Source organism: Paenarthrobacter sp. NPDC089988, assembly GCF_044748465.1.
Taxonomy (GTDB): domain Bacteria; phylum Actinomycetota; class Actinomycetes; order Actinomycetales; family Micrococcaceae; genus Arthrobacter.
Genome location: NZ_JBIVGD010000022.1, coordinates 1 through 19,057, shown reverse-complemented (window position 1 = coordinate 19,057; position 19,057 = coordinate 1). Strand labels below are relative to the sequence as shown.

Here is a 19,057-nt window from a genome sequence, read left to right as displayed (position 1 = left end):
TCATGTCTGCCAACAACAACGCAGGTTTCAACACGCGCGCCGTCCACGCCGGCCAGGACTTCGAACCCCGTACCGGTGCCGTGGTGCCGCCGCTGCACTTCAGCTCCACGTATGCCCAGGACGGCATTGGTGGCCTGCGCTCCGGCTATGAGTATGGCCGCGGCGGCAACCCCACCCGTGATGCCCTGCAGGAACAGCTCGCGGCACTCGAAGGAGGCACGGCTGCGTTTTCCTTCGGTTCCGGGCTCGCCGCCGAGGATTCGCTGATCCGCGCCGTCGCACGGCCGGGCGACCACATTGTCCTCGGCAACGACGCCTACGGTGGAACCTACCGGCTCATCAACCGTGTGCTGGGCGACTGGGGGATCGGCAACACTCCTGTTGACATGTCCGACCTCGACGCCGTTGCACGCGCCGTGGCCGCCAACCAGACCCGCATCGTGTGGGTGGAAACTCCGTCCAACCCGATGATGAAGATCACGGATATCGCGGCGCTCGCCGCCGTAGCGCACGACGCCGGTGCCCTCCTTGTGGTGGACAACACCTTCGCTTCTCCCTACTTGCAGACCCCGCTCGCCTTGGGTGCCGATGTGGTGGTCCACTCGACCACCAAATACATTGGTGGCCACTCCGACGTGGTGGGTGGTGCGATCGTGGTGAAGGACACGGAGTTGGCGGAAAAGATCGGCTTCATCCAGTTCGCAGTGGGTGCGGTATCAGGACCCATGGACGCATTCCTTACTACGCGTGGCCTCAAGACGCTCGGCGTGCGGATGGACCGGCACAGTGAAAACGGCCAGGCGGTTGCCGAGTGGCTTCTGACGCGCCCCGAGGTGGAGGCAGTGCTCTACCCGGGCCTTCCGGACCACCCGGGCCACAATCTCGCCGCGAAGCAGATGAAGAGGTTCGGTGGCATGGTCTCCGTTCAGTTCAAGGGCGGGGAAGCGGCGGCCCGTACGGTGGCGGAGTCCACCTCTGTATTCACGCTCGCGGAATCCTTGGGCGGCATCGAGTCCCTCATGAACTACCCGTCCGAGATGACCCACGCCTCGGTCAAAGGAACCGAACTGGCCGTCCCCGAGAACCTCCTGCGCCTCTCCTGCGGCATCGAGGAATCCGAGGACCTGATTGCCGACCTTGAACAGGCTTTTGCCAAGATCAGCAATGGCTAGGACCGTGGCATCTCCTACTCCTGCGGTTTCCCAGCCGGCGACGCGTTCCACGGCCAGGCGCGGCTGGATCCTGACCATAGCCGCCGCGCTGACACTGGCCGTTGCCGTCTGGTTCCTGTACACGGACTACGAGCCGGCGCTGAACGACTTCGAGGTCTACTACTACGGCGGTGGACGGGTTCTTGAAGGTGGCGACCTGTACGCCGTCCGCGATGGCCTGCCGTTTACCTACCCGCCCTTTGCGGCGCTCCTGTTCACGGGACTGGCCGCACTGGGTTTCTTCGGCGGCAGCCTGGTCTTCATCCTTGCAGCACTCTTTGGGGCCGGCGTGGTGGCCGCCTGGCTGGCCCGGCACTACTTCTTCGGCATGGCCTCCTGGCGTGTGGCATTCGCCGACTACCGGTTCCGGACCACCGCGTTGCTGGGGACAGGGGCCATCCTGCTCCTGGGCCCGTGGCGGGACACGTTCGTCTTCGGCCAGATCAACATTGTGTTGATGGGCGTCATCCTGGCGGACTTTGCGCTGCACGGTAAGGCCCGGGCCGGTTTGATCCGCTGGCCTGCCGGACTGCTGATCGGCATGGCCGCAGGTGTGAAGCTCACGCCCCTGGCGTTTGGCCTTTACTTCCTGGTGCGCAAGGACTTCAAGGCCCTGGGGTGGATGGCCGCCGGGTTCTTTGGATCGATCGCCTTTGCCTGGGCTGTCCTGCCGAAGGCGTCCTTGGCGTTCTGGACGCAGATCCTGCCGGACACGGGGCGTATCGGTGGACCTGGCTACGTGGACAACCTGTCGCTCAAAGGTTTCCTGATCCACTTCGGCATGCCTGATTCCTCGACCACCAGCTTGGTGTGGCTGGTCCTTTCACTGGGCCTTGCGGCGCTTGCTGCCCTGATCATCAAGTGGGCAACGGACGCCGAAGAGAACTTTGTGGCAGTGTCCGCCACTGCCGTATTGATGCTGCTGGTCAGCCCGGTTTCGTGGTCCCACCACTGGGTGTGGGTCGCTGTGGCGCTGCCGGGCATGGCCTTCGCGATGCACCGGGTGCCTTCCCGCAACGGACGCATGCGGATTGCTGGGTGGATCATTGTGGTCTTCTCCACTATTGCCTTTTACATGACTCCAAAGAACCTCGCTGTGTGGGCCGGGGCCGCCGAGTGGGGGAAGGATCCCCAGACGCAGTGGCAGCTCATGGTTTCCAGCCTGGGTGTGGTGTGCGCGATCGCGATGCTGGTGTACTGGGCCCTCGCCTACCACCCGTCCAGGGCCGGGCTGAGGAACGGGCTGCCGGGACCCGTCATAGAGAACCGGTAACCCCTGCCGGACCGCCACCACTGACTTTGGCTGTGGCTGGCCCTCGAAGCAATCGAAAGAGGTTGCCTTCACATTCCAGGCCCGGCAAAGAGGGTCGCGAAGGCACACCACCTAGCTTTCTTTAGAAAAGTCAGCTAGCTTTCAGGGTATGCCTTTGCGATCTGACTGGTCTGCCCGCACGTGCAGCCTTGCCCGCGGCCTCGATGTCCTCGGCGACCCCTGGGGAAGCCTGGTGCTCCGAGAGGTCTTCTTCGGGAACGGCCGCTACGACGCCATCAAGAAACGCCTGGAAGTGGCGGATAACGTCCTGAGCAAGCGGCTTGGCTGGTTGGTGGAGTCCGGACTCCTGGCGCAGCGGCCCTACAAGGACGGCGCGCGGACCCGGCAGGAGTATGTCCTCACGCCCAAGGGGGAGGACTCGCTCCCGGTCCTCAACGCCATCATCATCTGGGCCGAGAAACACTTGAACGCCCCAAATGAGGTTTCGCACATGCGGGTCATCCACACCGAATGCGGCAAGCCAACGTCCTCGGCAGACACGTGCACCCACTGCGGCGTGGCACTGACCGCCGCCAACACCAGCTGGCACAGCCTCAAACGGAGCGAACAGCCCATGCCTCTCGCCGTCGCACCGCCCGCTGCCCACGAAGACGCCGAAACGGAGATCCCCGCATGACCGCGCCCGAGACCACGGAGGTTCCCACCCGCAAACGGCGCCGGCTTCACCCTGCCTGGATCGTCGCCGCCGTCGCGTTCCCCCTCGTGGGAGCTGCGGGATTCCGTGCCGCACCGGGCGTCCTCATGGTTCCCCTCCAGCAGGAATTCGGCTGGTCCACCACGGTGTTGTCCCTGGCAGTCAGCATCAACCTGGTCCTCTTCGGGCTGACAGCACCATTCGCTGCTGCCCTCATGGAGCGCTTCGGCATCCGCAAAGTTACGGCGACTGCACTGTGCCTCATCGGCTTGGGGTCCGCCCTGACGGTTCTCGTCAACCAGTCCTGGCAGATTCTCCTCACGTGGGGCCTGCTCATTGGCCTGGGCACCGGTTCCATGGCCCTGGTATTCGCCGCCACCATCGCCAACACGTGGTTCGCCAAGAGTCGTGGACTCGTCATCGGCATCCTCACCGCAGGCAGCGCCGCCGGACAGTTGGTCTTCCTTCCCTTCATCGCCATGCTGGCGCAGGATCCCGGCTGGCGCGGTGCCTCGCTGCTCATCGCCGCCGGTGCGCTCGCGGTGGTCCCGCTGGTGCTGCGCTGGCTGCGGAACTCGCCCGCCGACGTCGGCGTCCTGCCTTACGGTGCGGAGCTCCAGCCGGAAAGTACGACGGCGGCACCCACCGCTGCGGACAGCGCTGCGGTCAACGAGGACTCACCCAACGCGGCAGTCCGGGCACTCCAGGTCCTCAAACGGGCCAGTAAAGTCCGCACCTTCTGGGCCTTGGCTGCGGGTTTCGCGATCTGTGGCGCCACCACCAACGGCTTGATCGGCACCCACTTCATCCCCTCCGCCCACGACCATGGCATGCCCGAAACCACGGCGGCGGGTTTGCTGGCCGTCGTCGGAATTTTCGACATTGTGGGGACCATCGCCTCCGGTTGGCTGACCGACCGGTTCAACCCCCGCGTCCTGCTTGCCGTCTACTACCAGTTCCGCGGCATCGGACTGCTGGTGCTGCCGTTGCTGTTGGGCTCCTCGGTTGAGCCGAGCATGATCATTTTCGTGGTGGTGTACGGCCTGGACTGGGTGGCCACTGTTCCGCCTACGGCTGCGATCTGCCGCCAGGTATTCGGAGCCGACGGTTCGGTGGTGTTCGGCTGGGTGTTCGCCGCGCATCAGCTTGGAGCGGCTGCGGCCGCCCTCCTAGCCGGATACATCCGCGATGCCACCGGGCACTACAACTACGCATGGCTGGGCGCGGCCGCCATGTGCACGGTGGCGGCCGTGATCAGCGCAACCATCCGCAAGGACGCTGCCCGGAAGGAACCTGTAGCCGTCCAGTAGCCACGATGCGGGGCCCGCTCTGCGCGCTATCTTCGTCCGAAAGCGCGCAGAGCAGGCCCCGCAACGTTCTTCTACAGCTGGGTCAGGCGAAAGGTCAGGGTCCGGGCCTCCGGCCTTAGCGTGTAGTCGGGCCACACGTCCGGCCCGCAGGCCCTCGACCCCAGCCCATGCTGGGCCGCGTCCAGGTACAGGTAGCTGCCGCTGCTGGACGGGAGCTCATGGGGATGGGCCGCTCCCGAGACTTCCTGGGCTGTGTGCCGGGCAAGGGTGAAGCCCGGCAAGCGTCCCCTGGAGTCCGGCAGGGCCTCAAAACCAAGCCACGGAGAGCCGGCGTTGTGCAGTTCCAGGGATCGGACGCCGGAGCGGTGGCCGGACTCCTGCGGCTTGGAATAGCGGACGGACAGCTCATCGATGCTGGAGGAGTACCTCCCCACGAGTGCTGAATGGACGCTGTCCGGATAGGACTCGCGCGGACCCGTCCCGAACCAGGAGGCGTGGTCCACGGAGGCCGGCAGATCGAGCCGAACGCCCACCCGTGGCCACACCATGTCCCAGCCCGAGCCCGGTACGATCTCCAGGCGCAGCCAGAGCCCGCCTTCGCAGAGCTGCCATTCCTCGGCAACGGACACCCAATGGCGGCTGTTGGCAGCGGAGTACCGGGTCCGCTTTTGAATGCTGTCCGTGCCTGCCACCACGTCTTCGACACGGCCGACCAAACGGTCCAACCCTGCCTTGCGCCACGTCTCCGCCAACGAAGGAGCCGGGACGCCGTTGCCGTTGTTGAGCCACGGATCGGCGGGATCGTAGCTGCCGCGCCCCGCACCGGCGTCGTTATCCGTGGGTGCCCGCCACAGTTCCAGGCGCGGACCGGCTACCGGTAGCCCGGCCAGTTCAACAAGCTTGCCACCGTGAAATGTTGCCGGTCCCAGTGGGAGAGTGCCGGCCGGAATGCCAGTGGAGCTGGACGTGGGCAAAGGACGGGGACCGGTCCGGTGGTCCCGGGGTCGGACGGGTTGCAGCTGGGCCGCCGAGATCACGTGGCCGGCATCTGCCCACTCTGCGTCCTTCTGCAGGACAACCTCGGCCGTGAACCACTGTTCGCCGTCATTCCCGGACGAAACCGGTGGGACATCAAAGCGCGCCGTTTCGCCGGCGGCAAGCGGCTGACCGGCGGCATTGACGGCCTCAAATTCGCCGGAAGAGGCCACCTGGCCGTCTGTTTCCCAACGCCAGCGGACCACGACGTCGGACGCATCAGCCGAGTGCCGCAGGTTGGCGAGCGTCAGGAAGTGGTGCGATCCGCCGTCGTGCGGTTCAGTCAAGAAGCCCAAGCGCAGGGGAGCCACAACTTGCTTGTACTCGAACAGGCCGGGACTTGGCGTCGAGTCGGAGAGGACCATTCCGTCCATCACAAAGTTGCCGTCGTGGACTACCTCGCCGAAATCGCCGCCATAGGCGAAGAACTCCGTACCGTCCGCGGCTGTGGTGCGGATGCCGTGGTCGCGCCACTCCCAGACGAAGCCGCCGTGCAGGCGAGGGTAGCGGTCCACCAGGTCCTGGTACTGGTCAATGGCTCCGGGGCCGTTGCCCATGGCATGCACGTATTCGCACAAGATAAACGGCTTGGTGCGTTGGCGTGCCGATTCAGCAGCGGAACAGCCCAGCAGCAGTGATCCAACGTCGTCGCGTCCGATCGATTCGGTTTCCGGCACGGAGGAGTACATCCTCGAATAGACGTCCGTGTAGGCGCCGGTGTAGTCGCCTTCGTAGTGAACTGGGCGGCCGGAGTCGCGGGCATGCGTCCACGCGGACATGGCCGCCAGGTTGGAGCCGGTGCCGGACTCGTTGCCCAAGGACCACATGACGATCGAGGGGTGGTTCTTGTCCCGCTCGACAGTCCGCTCCATCCTGTCCAGCAGCGCGTCACGCCAGGCAGGGTCATCGCTGGGGTTGCCAACCCAGCCCTGTGCCTCGAAACCGTGCGTCTCCAGGTCGCATTCCAGGATGACCCAAAAACCCAGCTCATCGGCGAGGTCCAGTAGCCGCGGGTGGGGAGGGTAGTGGCTGGTGCGGACGGCGTTGACGTTGAACCGCTTCATCATTGCCAGGTCCTCGCGGGCGAACGCCTCATTGAAGACCCTGCCCTGGTCCGGATGGGTTTCGTGCCGGTTCACTCCGTTGAACACCACCCGCCGGCCGTTGACCAGGAAGCGGTCGCCTCGGATCTCCACGGTCCGGAAGCCGAGTCGAAGTGTGATGGTCTCAGCCTCGCTGTTCACGGTGGCCGAATACAGCCGCGGCAGTTCCGCGGACCAGGGCTCGACGGCGGCGATCGCCACCGGGGCGACGTCGGCAGGCGACTTCCAGACGACGTCGACATCCAACTCAGGTACCGTCAAACGGATCGGGAACGCGGCCGGGGAGGCGGTAATTTCCGGCTCGATGGTTCCTCCACCGGCGCTCGAATACCCCGTGCGCAACCACACGTCCTCGATTCCGCCGTGCGGCCGGGCATGCAGCGTCACATCGCGGAAAATCCCCGGCATCCACCACTGGTCCTGGTCCTCGACGTAACTGGACGCCGACCATTGATGGACGCGGACGGCGATCAGGTTCATCCCGCTGCGCACGGCATCGGTGACATCGAACTCCTGGGCAAGCCGGCTTCCCGTGCCCACGCCGATCTCCACGCCGTTGACCCATACCTTGTAGCGGGATTCAACACCGTCGAAGCGCAAGACCACCCGTTCGGCCGAGGTCCAGTCGTCGGGCAGTTCGAACGTCCGCCGGTAATCTCCCGTCGGATTTTCATCCGGCACGAACGGTGGATCGATGGGGAACGGGAACTGGACATTCGTGTACATGGGCCGCCCGTACTGGCCGTCTCCTTCCAGGACCCAGTGGGCGGGAACCGGGATTTGGTCCCAGCCTGAATCGTCCAGGTCTACGGCCGCGACGCCTTCTACGCCCTCGCCGTGGGGAAGGACTCCGTGCCCGCCGGGTGTTCCTGGCGCTCCCGGCAGGAGACGGAATCGCCACTGCCCGTTCAATGACAGGGTGGGTGCGTCGGTGTGCAGCCACGAGCGTGCGGGTAAACGGTTGCCTGATCCGGGGCCTGGATCGGTGATGTAGGCAGTCTCTGGGGACACGGTCATTACTTAACGGCTCCTTCTGTCAGCCCGCCGCGCCAGAAGCGCTGCAGGACGATCATCGCGATGCTGAGCGGAATGATGGAAAGCAGCACCCCGCCGGTAGTGAGTTCGTAGAATTCGGGCAAACGGTCAACCTGGCTGAGCCAGTTGTTCAGGCCGAGCGTGATGGGGTAGAGCTCGGAATCGGACAACATGACCAGCGGCAGGAAGTAGTTGTTCCAGATGCCCACCAGTTGGAACAGGAATACGGTGACGAGGGCCGGAGTGAGGACCTTGAGGCCGATCGTATGGAAGATCCGCAGCTCCCCGGCACCGTCGATCCTGGCTGCCTCGATCAAGGCGGTGTCCACCGTGGCGTCCGCGTAGATCCGGCACAGGAAAAGGCCGAAGGGCGAGACCAGGGACGGAAGCAGCACGCTCCAGTAGGTGTTGGCGAGCCCCATCTGGCTGAACAGCAGGAACAACGGAAGGGCCGTAGCCGTACCGGGCACCAGGACGCCGCCAAGGATGGTGCCGAAAACGAGGTTGCGGCCACGGAATTGGTACTTGGCCAGCGCGTAACCACCCGCGGCCGCGAAGTAGGTGGCGAGCAGTGCGCCTGCACCGGCGTAGATGGCCGAGTTCAGGAACCAGCGGCCGAAGATTCCGCCGTCGTAGCTCAGGACCTTGCCGAGATTCTCCCCGAGGGCAAACGTGGGAGCGAACCAGAACCCGTTGGTTGAGAACAGGTCCGCCGTGGACTTGGTGGAGGCTACGACCACCCAATACACCGGGATAAGGAAGTAAAGGGCGACCACCACCAGGACGGCTGTGACGATGATTGTGGATGAACGACGGCGGCCTGCCGAGCGGTCCGGTCCGGTCGCCTGCTTCCTGGCTGGTCCGGCGGTACCGGCCGTGGAGGCTTTGGTTTTGCTGGTGGTTGTTGCGGTCATGATGACTTCCTGTTCGTGAATGCGAGGAAGGCGAAGGACAATGCGAAGGCTGCGACGGCGATGATCACCGATTGCGCGGCCGCGACGTTGTAGTCGTTGTAGGCAAACGCCGTGGTGTAGGCGCTGAGGTTGGGTGTGTACTGGCTGTCGATTGCCGGGGCAACGGTCTTGAGGACCTGCGCTTCGGCGAACAACTGGACGGTGCCGATGATGGAAAAGACGGTGGTCAGGATCAGTGCCGGACGAATCAAGGGGAGCTGGATGCTCCAGGCGACCCGCCAGCTTGAGGCGCCATCAACCCTGGCGGCCTCGTACAGTTCGCTGGGAATGGCTTTAAGCTGGGCCACGATGATGAGCATGTTGTAGCCGGTGTAGCTCCACGTCACGATGTTGGCGATGGACCACAGGACACTGTTGGCGCCGAGGAAGTCGGGCGTGATGCCCACGATCTTGGCGGCATCAAACAACGGGCTGAGTCCCGGCACGTAAAGGAAAGACCACAGAATGGTGGCGATGACCCCGGGAACGCCGTAGGGCAGGAAGTAGGCGGCCCGGAAGAAGCCAGGCCAGCGGGAGGACGCCGATTCGAGGAGCAGAGCGAGGATAGTGCAGAAGACGATCATCACCGGAACCTGGACCACGCCGAAGAGCAACACCCGGCCGATCGAGGCCACGAAACTCCCGTCACCCAGCGCCAGGGCGTAATTGTCGAAGCCAGCAAACCCGCTGGTTACCCCGGCTTCCCCGAACAGGCCGCTCCGGGTCACCTTGGTGAAGCTGGAGCCGATGGCCGCCAGGATGGGCAGGATGAAAGTCAGGGTGAAGAGGGCCAGGAAGGGTGCCAGCAGGATCCAGGGTGCGCGGGCCGCGGCACCGGTCCGCCTTTTTGACCTTCCGGCCGAGACCGTGCGTTGGGCTGCAGCAGCAGGGCGTGTTGTTGTCATGCCGTTTCCTTCCGGATGGTAAGCCCTTTGTTCTTGAAGACGTTGATGATTTGCTGCTCTGAAGCCACCACCGCATCCACCAAACTGGTGCCGGAGGCCTTCTTGCGGAAACCGTCACTGAGGATGTTGAACGACTGCTGTGTGACGGGCCACCATGACCACTCGGTGTTCTGCTGCTGGGTAGCCGGTACGAAGACTTCCTCGTTGTAACGCTGTCCGCCGAAGAACTCCGAAGCCTGTTGCCGCGGGGTACCTATGAACTCCGGATTGGGCGACCAGCCGATGCCGCTGTACTTGATCTCGGCGTCGATGCCTTCCTTGGACGTGGTGAGCCACACGGCGAAGTTGAGGGCTTCCTTGGGGTGCTTGCTGTTGGCAAGGACGGCCGCCGAGGAACCGCCGAGGTATGTGGAACCGAAACCGCTGTCGCCCCACGTGGGCATGGGGGCCACCTTCCATTTGCCCGAAGCCCCGCTGACTCCCTCAATGAGGGCGTCGCCCCAACTGCCTGTGATGGTCGAAGCGACGCCACCCTTCGCCGCGGCGGCAAACCACGCAGGGGAGAAGGCTCCGTAGGCGGTGTTGACGATGTCCTGGTCAATGGCCCGGTCAAAGAAGCGGGCGGTGTCCAGGGTGGCGTCGTCGGTCATGTTGATGACCCAGCCATTCTCCTCGGGACGCAGCCAGACAGCACCGGCCTGGGATGCGTACGAAGCAAAGGGCGAAGCGTCGCTGATGGGGAAGCAATCGATGTAGGCATCCTTTGATCGCAGTTCCTTTCCCAATGCCGCCCACTCGTCCCAGGTTGCAGGTGTCTTTCCGCCTACGGACTCGACGATGGCCGGCTGGTAGAACAGGGCCATGGGTCCGGAGTCCTGGGGGATGCCGTAGACACCTCCTGCGTAGCTCACCTGGTTCCACAGCGTCTTGTCATAGAGATGGGCGTGATCGTTGGCGCCATAGCGGGATACGTCAACCAGTCCGTTCACCAGGAGGAACTCGGGAATCGATCGCAGTTCCACCTGGGCAAGGTCCGGCCCGCCGCCGGCCGCAAGGGCTGAGTAGAGCTTTTGGTACCCGCCCGAGTTGCCGCCGGGAATCCAAACCACATCCACTTGGACGCCGGGGTTCTTGGCGTTCCAAATGTCGGCCACCTTCTGGAAGTCCTTGAGCCACGCCCAGTAGGTGAGCCTCACGGGCCCCTCGGCGGGCGGGATGGTGGCCAGCGTGTTGACTGACTGGGTTCCGGGGGTTGCGCACCCTGCCAGGAAGCCCATGGCGGCAGTACCCAGTCCGGCGCCAAGCAGTTGTCTTCGCGTGAGAGCGGTCATGTGCCTTCACCTCTTTGTGTCGGTTAGTGAGGCCGTTGGGCGCAGGAAGCAGACGCCCATCCGACGGCCGAATGTGACCACGGTAACACAAAAATCGAGTGCCTACTCGAAATTCATCCAAGACGACATTTCCGCCTGTACACTGGCATGCCATGACCACAAAGGAAGGGAACCGCTCGGGGCGACGCGGTCCCTATGCCAAGTCGGAGGCCCGCAGGCGGACGATCTTGGATGCCGCCCATGCGGTTTTTGCGGCCAGGGGCTACCGCGGAGGGTCCTTGCAGGAAGTTGCTGACCAAGCCGGCATGAGCCAGACCAGCCTGCTGCACTACTTTCCTTCAAAGAGCGATCTGCTCATGGCAGTCCTGGCCCGGCGAGACGAAATCACGGAGACAGCAAACCCGGCGGACATGGCAGAGGGCCTCGCCGAGGTGGTGTTCCGGACGGCGAAGTACAACGAGGACATCCCCGGGGTCATTGAGCTGTACACAGTTCTGTGCGCGGAGTCCCTGACCGAAGGGCACCCGGGCCGGGAGTACTTCATGGACCGCTTCGACCGCCTGCGCAGGAGCTACACCCGGCGGTTCAAGGAACTGCAGGGCGAAGGAAAGTTGCGCCCCGGTGTCGAACCAGCGCAGGCGGCAGCGTCATTGGTGGGGCTGTGGGATGGACTGCAGACACAGTGGCTCTTGGCCCCCGCTGAGATTGACGTGGCGCAGGGTCTCCGTGGATTTTTTGAGCTGGTTCTCCTGCCGGAACCGGCACCCGTACCCCAAGCGGCACCCGATGCGGAAGCCGGCCTGGATTCAGGCAAGTAATCACGTTGTGTGGCCGGCTCTGCGCCCTGACTTCGCTCGAAAGCACGCAGGGCAGGCCCTGCAACGCAGGGTGTCAGCCGCGGAAGGCCCCGATGCCCGTGATGTGCTGGCCGAGGATCAGGGTGTGGACTTCGTCCGTGCCCTCGTAGGTCCGGACGGACTCCAGGTTGTTCGCGTGCCGGAGCGGTGAATAGTCCAAGGTGACGCCATTGCCGCCCAGGATGGTGCGGGCTTCACGGGCTATGGCGAGTGCTTCGCGGACGTTGTTGAGCTTCCCCAGGGAAATCTGCTGCGGTTCGAGGCGACCCGCGTCCTTGAGCCTGCCCAGATGAAGGGCAAGCAGGGTTCCCTTCTGGATTTCCAGGAGCATGTTCACGAGCTTCTCCTGCGTGAGCTGGTACCCGGCCAAGGGGCGCCCGAACTGCAAACGCGTCCCGGCATACTCGAGCGCGGCCTCATACGAATCGCGGGCCGCACCCATGGCACCCCAAGCGATGCCGTACCGCGCTTCGTTGAGGCAGGAGAACGGGCCGCGGAGTCCCGAGGCACCCGGGAGGATGGCATCGGGACCCAACCTCACGCCGTCGAACTTAACATCGCATTGGATCGAAGCGCGCATGGAGAGCTTCGGCCCGATCGGTGAAGCGGTAACGCCCGGCGTTCCCGACGGCACCAGGAATCCACGGATGCCGTCCTCGGTACGGGCCCACACCACCATCACGTCAGCGATGGAAGCCAGCCCGATCCAGCGCTTTGCGCCGTCCAACACCCAGCCGTCAGCAGTTTGCCGGGCAGAGGTGGCCATGGAAGAAGGATCGGAACCCGCACTTGGCTCGGTCAGCGCGAAGCAACCGATCAGCTCGCCCGCGGCCATCCGGGGGAGCCACTGCTCCTTCTGTTCCTCGGAGCCCCACTTGTGGATGGCCGTCATGGCAAGCGAGCCCTGCACCGACACGAACGTGCGGATGCCGGAGTCGCCTGCCTCCAGCTCCATGGCGGCCAGGCCATACTCGACGGCGGTACGCCCGGGACAGCCGTAGCCCTCCAGGTGCATGCCCAGAACTCCGAGCTCACCGAGTTCCGGGACAATCTCCCGGGGGAACTCCGCCGCTTCGTACCAGTGGGCGATGTTCGGCTTGATTCGCTGGACCGTGTAGTCCCGCACCTTCTCGCGCACCAGGAGTTCGTCATCGCTGAGGAATGAATCCAGGTCAAGGACGTCCGAGGTCGAAGGGCCCATGCTATTCGCCCCGGACAATTCCCATGTCCGCGTGCTTCCCCGTGAAGTAGTCGCGGGTGGCCGGTGCGAAGCGGCACACGATGGCCAGCACTACGCCGAGGAGCAGCAACAGCACACCGCTGACAAACGCGCCGCCGATGCCGAAGATCTGCGTGTCACCGTACTCCGGATCCCACATCTGCACCGCGGAAACGAAGAACGCCACCGTCAAGGCCACTGCTCCGATGAGCGGGAGGATTCCGCGGAACCACAGGTTGCGGGCCGACTCGCGAAGAGTGGTCCGGAAGAACCAGACACAGGCGAAACCGGTCAGCGCATAGTAGAAAGCGATGAACAAGCTGATGGCGCTGATGGAATCGGCCAGCAGGTCCTCGCTGAGGAAGCTCATGGCCACGTAGTACACCACGGCCGCGACGCCCATCACCTGCGTGGAGAAGCCCGGAGTCTGGAATCGCTCGTGGACCTTGCCGAACCTGGCAGGCAGCGCGCCATGGACACCCATTGAAAGTGTGCCTCGGGCGGTGGGGAGGATGGTGGTCTGCGTGGAGGACAGCACCGAGGCCAGGACGGCGACAACAATCAGCCAACCCCACGGACCCAGCACCACGTCCTTCATGGCCAGGAACACGTCGTCCTGGTTGGCGGAGTTGCCCAGCCCGATCCCGTCCGTGCCGATGGTGGCATACATCATTACCAACAGCGCCATGGAAACGTAGATGGCCACGAGCACAAAGGACGAAATCACGGCGCCGCGGCCGGGAGTCTTGGAAGGGTTCTCGGTTTCCTCGTTGAGGGCCAGGCAAGTATCCCAGCCCCAGTAGATGAACAGGGCCAGGAGGACGCCATGGACCACGGCACTCGGATCGCTGAACGCGCCTACCGGGTTGAACCACTCGAAGTCGAAGGCCTGGCCCTCCGGCACGCCACCGGCAATGCGGATGATGATCGCCAGGGCGAAGATGCCCAGTGAGATGTACTGGATGTAGGTCAGCGTCCGCTGGACATGCTCACCCAGCCGGATGCCCCGGTGGTTCACGAACGTCATGAAAGCTATGAACAGCACGCCCGTGGCCGTGACAATCCACGTGTTATCAGCGAGGGAACCATCGCCGATCAAGAGCCACAGATACTTTCCGGCTACCTGGGCCAAGTTGGCCAGGACCACGATTCCTGCGAGGGCAACACCCCAACCGCCCAGCCAACCGGCCCACGGACCGAAGGCCCTCCGAGCCCAGATGAACGTGGTGCCGCAGTCGGGCATGGCGCTGTTCAGTTCGCGGAACGCATAGGCAATAAACAGCACTGGGATGAAGCCGAGGACCAGGATCAACGGCGTGTAATTGCCGTTGACTGCAACGATCAATCCCAGCGTGGCGGCCAGGGAATAGACGGGTGCGGTGGAGGCCAGGCCCAGCATGACGGAGTCGCCCAGGTCCAGGATTCCTGCCCGCAGGCCCTTGGAAGGAACGACGGCGGTGCGGTCACCGCCGGGGGCGCCTCCCGGCGTCGAGGTTTCAGTGCTCATAGTGCGGCTCCAAAGAGGGAAGTTGAGGGTGCGCTTTGGGGTGCGGGTGCGTCGATGGTGTTGGGTACGAAGCGGCAGAAGTAGTCCGTGATGGGGCCGTCCGATTCGCGGATCCCGCAGCCCACTGATTCGCCGTCCACTACCCACAGGCCCAGGACAGGATGGTTGCCGTCGAAATCCGGGAGCGAGTGGTACTGCTGGTAGCACCAGCCTTCGCGCCCGTAGCCACCGGGTTGCGTGATGTCGATGCCCGCAGCGTGGATGCGGACGTTGTCGCCCTCGCGTCCGTGCAAAGGCTTGGCAACCCATTCCTTGAGCGGACCCGGATCGCCGAGGTAAGCGGGCAAGAGATTCTCGTGGCCGGGGTAGAGGTGCCACAAGGCAGCCAGCAGCGCCTTGTTGGAGAGCAACATCTTCCAGGCCGGCTCCACCCAACGTGGGTTGTGGGCACGCTGCAGGAGGCGGTGGCCGAACGGTTCCTTCATCATCAGTTCCCACGGGTACAGCTTGAACATGGTGCTGATCATGAAGTTGTCCAAGTCCACGAACCGGTTCAGATTGGGGTCCCAGCCGATATCCGACATGTTGATGCCAATAGTGGTCCAGCCACCCTGGCTGGCAACATCCCTCATGTAGGCCGCGGTCATCCAGTCCTCGCCGGACTCCTCGGCCTCGGAGTGTGCCACGTGCAGGGTGCTCATGCCGGTGCGGAACTGCAGTTTCTTCCACTGCCGGATCAGGGCCTCGTGGATGCCGTTCCATTGGTCCTTCTCCGGGAACACATCCTGGAGCCAGAACCACTGGGCCACTGCCGCCTCGATCAGGCCTGTCGGAGTGTCTGCGTTGTACTCCAGCATCTTCGCCGGACCACCCTGGCCGTCATAGATGAAGTCGAAGCGGCCGTAGATGTCCATATCGCCGGCCTGCAGCGACTCCGCCGCGAGCTCCAAGGCCTGCCTGCCAATGCCGATGTCTCCCATGGCTCCGGTGGCCAGGTACTTCGCAGCTTCCAAGCACATGAGATGCATGTCCTCGGCGGTCTTCTCGAGCGTTTCCACCTCGTCCATGGTGAACTCGTAGTAGGCCGATTCGTTCCAGTATTCGATTTTCCGGCCATCGGGCATGGTGGTGGTCGAAAAAACCAGGCCCTGCTCTTCGATCTTCTTCTTCCAGTCCGGCCGCGGCACGGAGGAGAGTCGCCGCACGCCTAGCCTCCCGAGCTTCCGCCGCTTTTCGAGCTGCTGCCAAATCCGCCACGGCTCACGGTTCCGCCCTTGGTGCTGTAACCGGTGGAGGTCTTTGCGCCCTGCGGGACCGTCTTGGTGGCGCTCGGGTAAGAGCTGCGGTTCTGGCCGATCGCAGGCACACTTGCACCCCTGGAGTAGAAGTACCAGGCATAGACGCCCGAGCTTCGACCCGCCGAGCTGCTGTTGTTGCACTGGTCGTCGTCGACGCGCTCGCCGGTTTCCTCGTTGAAGCACACCTGTGCGTAATCGGCCTCGGCCTCGTTGCTGGCCACGATCGCGGTAATGGTTCCAGCCAGCAGCGCGGTGACGCCCAGACCCACGACGACGGTGCGGCGCTGCGAACGCTTCTTTCGCGCCGCGGCATCGCGTTCTTTGCGTTCGCGTTCCTTTTCGAAGGGATCGACGACGGGGAGCGGTCCGTTGGGGCGCTGGGCCTTCTGTCCGTCCGGCGTCCCGCCAGGGGTCTTCCCGTCCGCGGCTTTCCCGTCTGCGGGCGCCTCTCCGGGCACAGGTGTGCTCAGTTCGGGGTGGAGCTCGGGTTTCGGCACTTGCCACGGTGGCGGTTTGGGGGCGTTGGTGCCCATGCCCGGCTCGCCGTTGGCACCCTGTCCACCGGCATTGCTGCCGGTGCCTTCAGGGCCTTCTTTTGGGTCCATGTGTATCCCCCTGGATAGACCGTAGGAGTGGCCGGCTCGCGCCGGACAGGAATTCTGAATGCAAGCCTAGTCCTTGCCGTGGCTGCCGGCACCGCTGACATTGCCCGGTGGGTAGAACTACCCGTCTGCCGGACGTGCAAGGATGTAGCCATGCCTGCCGCCGACTCCCACAATGACGACGCCGAGGGGTTGTTGCTGCGGCTCCCGCCGGTGCGGGGAATTGGACGAGGCCGGGTGCTCAGCGGCCTTGTCCTGGCGCTGTTGCTGCCACCCGCCGTCGAACTCTTGGTGACGGTCCTCAACTTCCGTAACTTCTCCATGATCATGCTGCTGCAGTTGGCGGTGGCGGTGGCTGTTGCAGCGATCGGGGGATTGTGGCCTGCGGTAGTGGCGGCCGTTCTGGGAAGCTTCCTCCTGAATTACTTCTCCGCGGATCCGGTGGGGTCCCTGTCCATCGCCGATCCCACCACCCTGTTCACGCTGGTTGTCTTCCTTGCCGTGGCCTGCGGAGTGGCGCTCGCCGTGGGCCTGGCCTCTCGTCGGGCCCAGGAAGCAGCACGTTCCGGTGCGGAAGCTACGGCCCTCAGCGCGCTCGCCCTGCGGATTCTCAGCTCGGACGGGAGCCTTGAATCCTTCCTTGAGAAGGTGCGCGGGAACCTGGGAATGGAGGCGGTCACGCTCATGGGCGCTGCGACTCCTGCCGCGGCCGGGGTTCCGGCCACGTGGCGGGTCCTGGCGAGTGCCGGCCCCAATCCTCCGGTGACCCATGCTGCCGCCGACCATGCCGCCGTCGTCGATCCGCACTACACGCTGTTGCTGCGCGGAGGGCCGTTAACGTTGCAGCACCAGCGGCTGCTGGCCGCCTTCGGCGCGTTCGTTGTTGCTGTGCGGGAGCGGCAGCAATTGGTGAAGAGCCGCAGGGACAACCTCCGTCTGGCCGAGGGTAACAAGATGCGGACGTCGATTCTTCGTGCCGTCTCGCACGATCTTCGGACACCGCTTGCGGGCATCAAGCTGGCCGTCAGCAGCCTCCGGCAGGAGGACGTGCACTTCCCTCCGGACGTGGAGCGCGAGTTGTTGGAGACGATCGAAAGCTACGCCGACCGCTTGGACCACCTGGTGGACAACTTGCTGGACATGTCCCGCATTACGGCTGATGCCGTGAACCCGTTGCTGACCGGCATTGCATGGGCCGGGGTGCTGCCGGACGCGCTGCGTGGTGTTCCGTCGGACAGGCTCCGCAACGAAATCCAGCCCAATCTCCCGCCCGTACAGGCTGATGTGGGGATGCTGGAACGCGTGGTAGCGAATATCGCGGAGAACGCGGTGAAGTACGCGGCAGGTTCCGACGTTGTCCTGACGGCACGTGCCGGAGCAGGCATCACCGTGGGGGACACCCCAGCCAGTGAACTTCGCATCACAGACCATGGCAAGGGAGTGGGACAGGCTGAAGTCCTGGAGATGTTCCAGCCCTTCCAACGCCTTGACGATTCTGCCGGAGGCGGCCCGGGGGTCGGGTTGGGCTTGGCCGTTGCGAAGGGATTCACCGAGGCCATGGGCGGTACCCTGCGGGCGGAGCCGACGCCGGGTGGCGGCTTGACCATGGTGGTCACCCTTCCGCTCTGGACCGGGCACCAGGAAGGCATGGAATGACGCGCGTACTGATCGTGGAGGACGAAGCCCAGATTGCCCGGGCCATGCAGATCACCCTTCAAGCACACGGCTACCGGGCATTTTCCGTCGGGACGGGCGCAGATGCCCTGGTTGCCGTGGCCAAGGAGGGGGTGGACATTGTGGTCCTGGACTTGGGTTTGCCGGACATGGATGGGGTGGAGATCATCCGCCGCGTCCGCGGCTGGAGCAGCATGCCCATTATTGTGCTCTCCGCCCGGCACGCCTCGGAGGACAAAGTTGAAGCGCTCGACGCCGGTGCGGACGACTATGTGACCAAGCCTTTCGGTCTCGATGAGCTGCTCGCGCGGCTGCGGGTCGCCTCGCGCAGGCTCGTCACCTCGCAGGAGGAACCCACGTTGGCTACGGCCGACTTCATGGTGGATCTGGCGGGGAAGAAGATCATCAAGGACGGTGCCGAGGTCCGCCTTACGCCAACAGAGTGGAACATCCTTGAGCTGCTGGTCCGGAACAAGGGCAAGCTGGTCAGCCAGCAGCAGCTCCTGACGCAGGTGTGGGGGCAGGCCTACGCCAAGGAGACCCAATACCTTCGCGTCTACATAGCGCAGCTCCGGCGGAAGCTGGAACGCGATCCGGCGGCTCCCCGCCACCTGCACACGGAGGCGGGGATGGGATACAGGTTCGATCCGTAATTCGGTGGTGTTTGTATCCTCTGCGAACATCTGGCGACCAGTCGATCGCACAACCAGCCAGCCGCCGTCGTAATTCCCTGCGAGTGCTGTACCGCCGCCACCAACTTTCAGGGCGAAAACCGGCCTGCAACTCTGTGGCACGGCGTGTTGTGGAGCATCCCCATCCAAAGTGGGTCGTGACGGTACGCCGACAGGTGCAACGCAGAGTCCGGGGCGAAAGGTGAGGGAGCGTTCGGCGGGGAGGGGTGGTTTGGTGAGAGAGCGTCCGGCGGAAAGGGGCGTTTGGTGAGGGAGCGTTCGGTGGGAGGGGTGGTTTGGTGAGAGTGTCCCTATGTTTTTCGTCAAGCGGTTTTGGGTGTTTGGGCTTGGTAGAGGGTGCCGTCGCGGAGCATGGCGT

At 64.2% G+C, this 19,057-nt stretch carries 15 protein-coding genes; 7 read left to right on the top strand and 8 right to left on the bottom strand.

The window, feature by feature from the left end; translation table 11 throughout:
- Positions 1 to 2: 2 nt before the first annotated feature.
- From ACIPV6_RS20400 to ACIPV6_RS20385, 4 genes are all read left to right on the top strand, one after another.
- A complete protein-coding gene (locus tag ACIPV6_RS20400; protein WP_400272642.1) occupies positions 3 to 1,172 on the top strand; it encodes a cystathionine gamma-synthase in 1,170 nt (389 codons plus the stop codon).
- 4 nt (positions 1,173 to 1,176) lie between these two features.
- The gene (locus tag ACIPV6_RS20395) at positions 1,177 to 2,484 is read left to right on the top strand and encodes a glycosyltransferase 87 family protein (RefSeq protein ID WP_400272641.1); all 1,308 of its coding nucleotides are present in this window, start codon (positions 1,177 to 1,179) and stop codon (positions 2,482 to 2,484) included.
- A 148-nt stretch (positions 2,485 to 2,632) separates the two neighbouring features.
- Positions 2,633 to 3,160: a winged helix-turn-helix transcriptional regulator gene (locus tag ACIPV6_RS20390; protein ID WP_400272640.1), complete on the top strand. Its 528-nt coding sequence runs from the start codon at positions 2,633 to 2,635 to the stop codon at positions 3,158 to 3,160.
- Complete coding sequence (locus ACIPV6_RS20385; RefSeq protein WP_400272639.1) at positions 3,157 to 4,488, top strand: MFS transporter; 1,332 nt, start codon at positions 3,157 to 3,159, stop codon at positions 4,486 to 4,488. Before ACIPV6_RS20390 ends, ACIPV6_RS20385 begins: the two co-directional genes overlap by 4 nt.
- A gap of 71 nt (positions 4,489 to 4,559) precedes the next feature.
- Here the strand turns inward: ACIPV6_RS20385 and ACIPV6_RS20380 are convergent, their stop codons facing one another.
- From ACIPV6_RS20380 to ACIPV6_RS20365, 4 genes are read right to left on the bottom strand one after another with little or no spacing between them, the layout of a single operon-like run.
- Complete coding sequence (locus tag ACIPV6_RS20380) at positions 4,560 to 7,643, bottom strand: glycoside hydrolase family 2 TIM barrel-domain containing protein (protein WP_400272638.1); 3,084 nt, start codon at positions 7,641 to 7,643, stop codon at positions 4,560 to 4,562.
- Complete coding sequence (locus tag ACIPV6_RS20375; protein WP_400272637.1) at positions 7,643 to 8,575, bottom strand: carbohydrate ABC transporter permease; 933 nt, start codon at positions 8,573 to 8,575, stop codon at positions 7,643 to 7,645. The genes ACIPV6_RS20380 and ACIPV6_RS20375 overlap by 1 nt, the downstream gene beginning before the upstream one ends.
- Positions 8,572 to 9,519 (bottom strand): carbohydrate ABC transporter permease, encoded by a 948-nt coding sequence (locus ACIPV6_RS20370; RefSeq protein ID WP_400272636.1) that lies wholly within the window; start codon positions 9,517 to 9,519, stop codon positions 8,572 to 8,574. The genes ACIPV6_RS20375 and ACIPV6_RS20370 overlap by 4 nt, the downstream gene beginning before the upstream one ends.
- Entirely contained in the window at positions 9,516 to 10,850 is a 1,335-nt protein-coding gene (locus ACIPV6_RS20365; RefSeq protein WP_400272635.1) for an ABC transporter substrate-binding protein, read from the bottom strand. The genes ACIPV6_RS20370 and ACIPV6_RS20365 overlap by 4 nt, the downstream gene beginning before the upstream one ends.
- Positions 10,851 to 11,002: 152 nt before the next feature.
- Here ACIPV6_RS20365 and ACIPV6_RS20360 point away from each other — a divergent pair, with 152 nt between their 5' ends.
- Positions 11,003 to 11,668, top strand: coding sequence for a TetR/AcrR family transcriptional regulator (locus tag ACIPV6_RS20360; protein WP_400272634.1), 666 nt, complete (start codon positions 11,003 to 11,005; stop codon positions 11,666 to 11,668).
- 73 nt (positions 11,669 to 11,741) lie between these two features.
- On the opposite strand, the gene ACIPV6_RS20355 is transcribed toward ACIPV6_RS20360, so the two are convergent.
- The 4 genes from ACIPV6_RS20355 to ACIPV6_RS20340 are packed head-to-tail and all read right to left on the bottom strand — an operon-like array spanning position 11,742 to position 16,336.
- On the bottom strand, positions 11,742 to 12,908 hold the full coding sequence (locus tag ACIPV6_RS20355) for an acyl-CoA dehydrogenase family protein (protein ID WP_400272633.1): 1,167 nt from the start codon (positions 12,906 to 12,908) through the stop codon (positions 11,742 to 11,744).
- A gap of 1 nt (position 12,909) precedes the next feature.
- Entirely contained in the window at positions 12,910 to 14,433 is a 1,524-nt protein-coding gene (locus ACIPV6_RS20350; RefSeq protein ID WP_400272632.1) for an APC family permease, read from the bottom strand.
- Complete coding sequence (locus ACIPV6_RS20345; RefSeq protein ID WP_400272631.1) at positions 14,430 to 15,638, bottom strand: glutathionylspermidine synthase family protein; 1,209 nt, start codon at positions 15,636 to 15,638, stop codon at positions 14,430 to 14,432. The genes ACIPV6_RS20350 and ACIPV6_RS20345 overlap by 4 nt, the downstream gene beginning before the upstream one ends.
- 2 nt (positions 15,639 to 15,640) lie before the next feature.
- A complete protein-coding gene (locus tag ACIPV6_RS20340) occupies positions 15,641 to 16,336 on the bottom strand; it encodes a Tat pathway signal protein (protein WP_400272630.1) in 696 nt (231 codons plus the stop codon).
- Positions 16,337 to 16,486: 150 nt separating this feature from the next.
- Here ACIPV6_RS20340 and ACIPV6_RS20335 point away from each other — a divergent pair, with 150 nt between their 5' ends.
- Both ACIPV6_RS20335 and ACIPV6_RS20330 read left to right on the top strand, forming a co-directional pair.
- On the top strand, positions 16,487 to 17,989 hold the full coding sequence (locus tag ACIPV6_RS20335) for an ATP-binding protein (RefSeq protein ID WP_400272629.1): 1,503 nt from the start codon (positions 16,487 to 16,489) through the stop codon (positions 17,987 to 17,989).
- Entirely contained in the window at positions 17,986 to 18,660 is a 675-nt protein-coding gene (locus ACIPV6_RS20330) for a response regulator (RefSeq protein WP_400272628.1), read from the top strand. Before ACIPV6_RS20335 ends, ACIPV6_RS20330 begins: the two co-directional genes overlap by 4 nt.
- Positions 18,661 to 19,057: the final 397 nt, after the last annotated feature.

What these genes read in the sequence shown, in the direction of transcription:
- ACIPV6_RS20400 (WP_400272642.1), top strand. Translation starts at nt 3, where the DNA reads ATGTCTGCCAACAACAACGCAGGTTTCAACACGCGCGCCGTCCACGCC.
- ACIPV6_RS20390 (WP_400272640.1), top strand. Translation starts at nt 2,633, where the DNA reads ATGCCTTTGCGATCTGACTGGTCTGCCCGCACGTGCAGCCTTGCCCGC.
- ACIPV6_RS20385 (WP_400272639.1), top strand. Translation starts at nt 3,157, where the DNA reads ATGACCGCGCCCGAGACCACGGAGGTTCCCACCCGCAAACGGCGCCGG.
- ACIPV6_RS20380 (WP_400272638.1), bottom strand. Translation starts at nt 7,643, where the DNA reads ATGACCGTGTCCCCAGAGACTGCCTACATCACCGATCCAGGCCCCGGA.
- ACIPV6_RS20375 (WP_400272637.1), bottom strand. Translation starts at nt 8,575, where the DNA reads ATGACCGCAACAACCACCAGCAAAACCAAAGCCTCCACGGCCGGTACC.
- ACIPV6_RS20370 (WP_400272636.1), bottom strand. Translation starts at nt 9,519, where the DNA reads ATGACAACAACACGCCCTGCTGCTGCAGCCCAACGCACGGTCTCGGCC.
- ACIPV6_RS20365 (WP_400272635.1), bottom strand. Translation starts at nt 10,850, where the DNA reads ATGACCGCTCTCACGCGAAGACAACTGCTTGGCGCCGGACTGGGTACT.
- ACIPV6_RS20360 (WP_400272634.1), top strand. Translation starts at nt 11,003, where the DNA reads ATGACCACAAAGGAAGGGAACCGCTCGGGGCGACGCGGTCCCTATGCC.
- ACIPV6_RS20355 (WP_400272633.1), bottom strand. Translation starts at nt 12,908, where the DNA reads ATGGGCCCTTCGACCTCGGACGTCCTTGACCTGGATTCATTCCTCAGC.
- ACIPV6_RS20350 (WP_400272632.1), bottom strand. Translation starts at nt 14,433, where the DNA reads ATGAGCACTGAAACCTCGACGCCGGGAGGCGCCCCCGGCGGTGACCGC.
- ACIPV6_RS20340 (WP_400272630.1), bottom strand. Translation starts at nt 16,336, where the DNA reads ATGGACCCAAAAGAAGGCCCTGAAGGCACCGGCAGCAATGCCGGTGGA.
- ACIPV6_RS20335 (WP_400272629.1), top strand. Translation starts at nt 16,487, where the DNA reads ATGCCTGCCGCCGACTCCCACAATGACGACGCCGAGGGGTTGTTGCTG.
- ACIPV6_RS20330 (WP_400272628.1), top strand. Translation starts at nt 17,986, where the DNA reads ATGACGCGCGTACTGATCGTGGAGGACGAAGCCCAGATTGCCCGGGCC.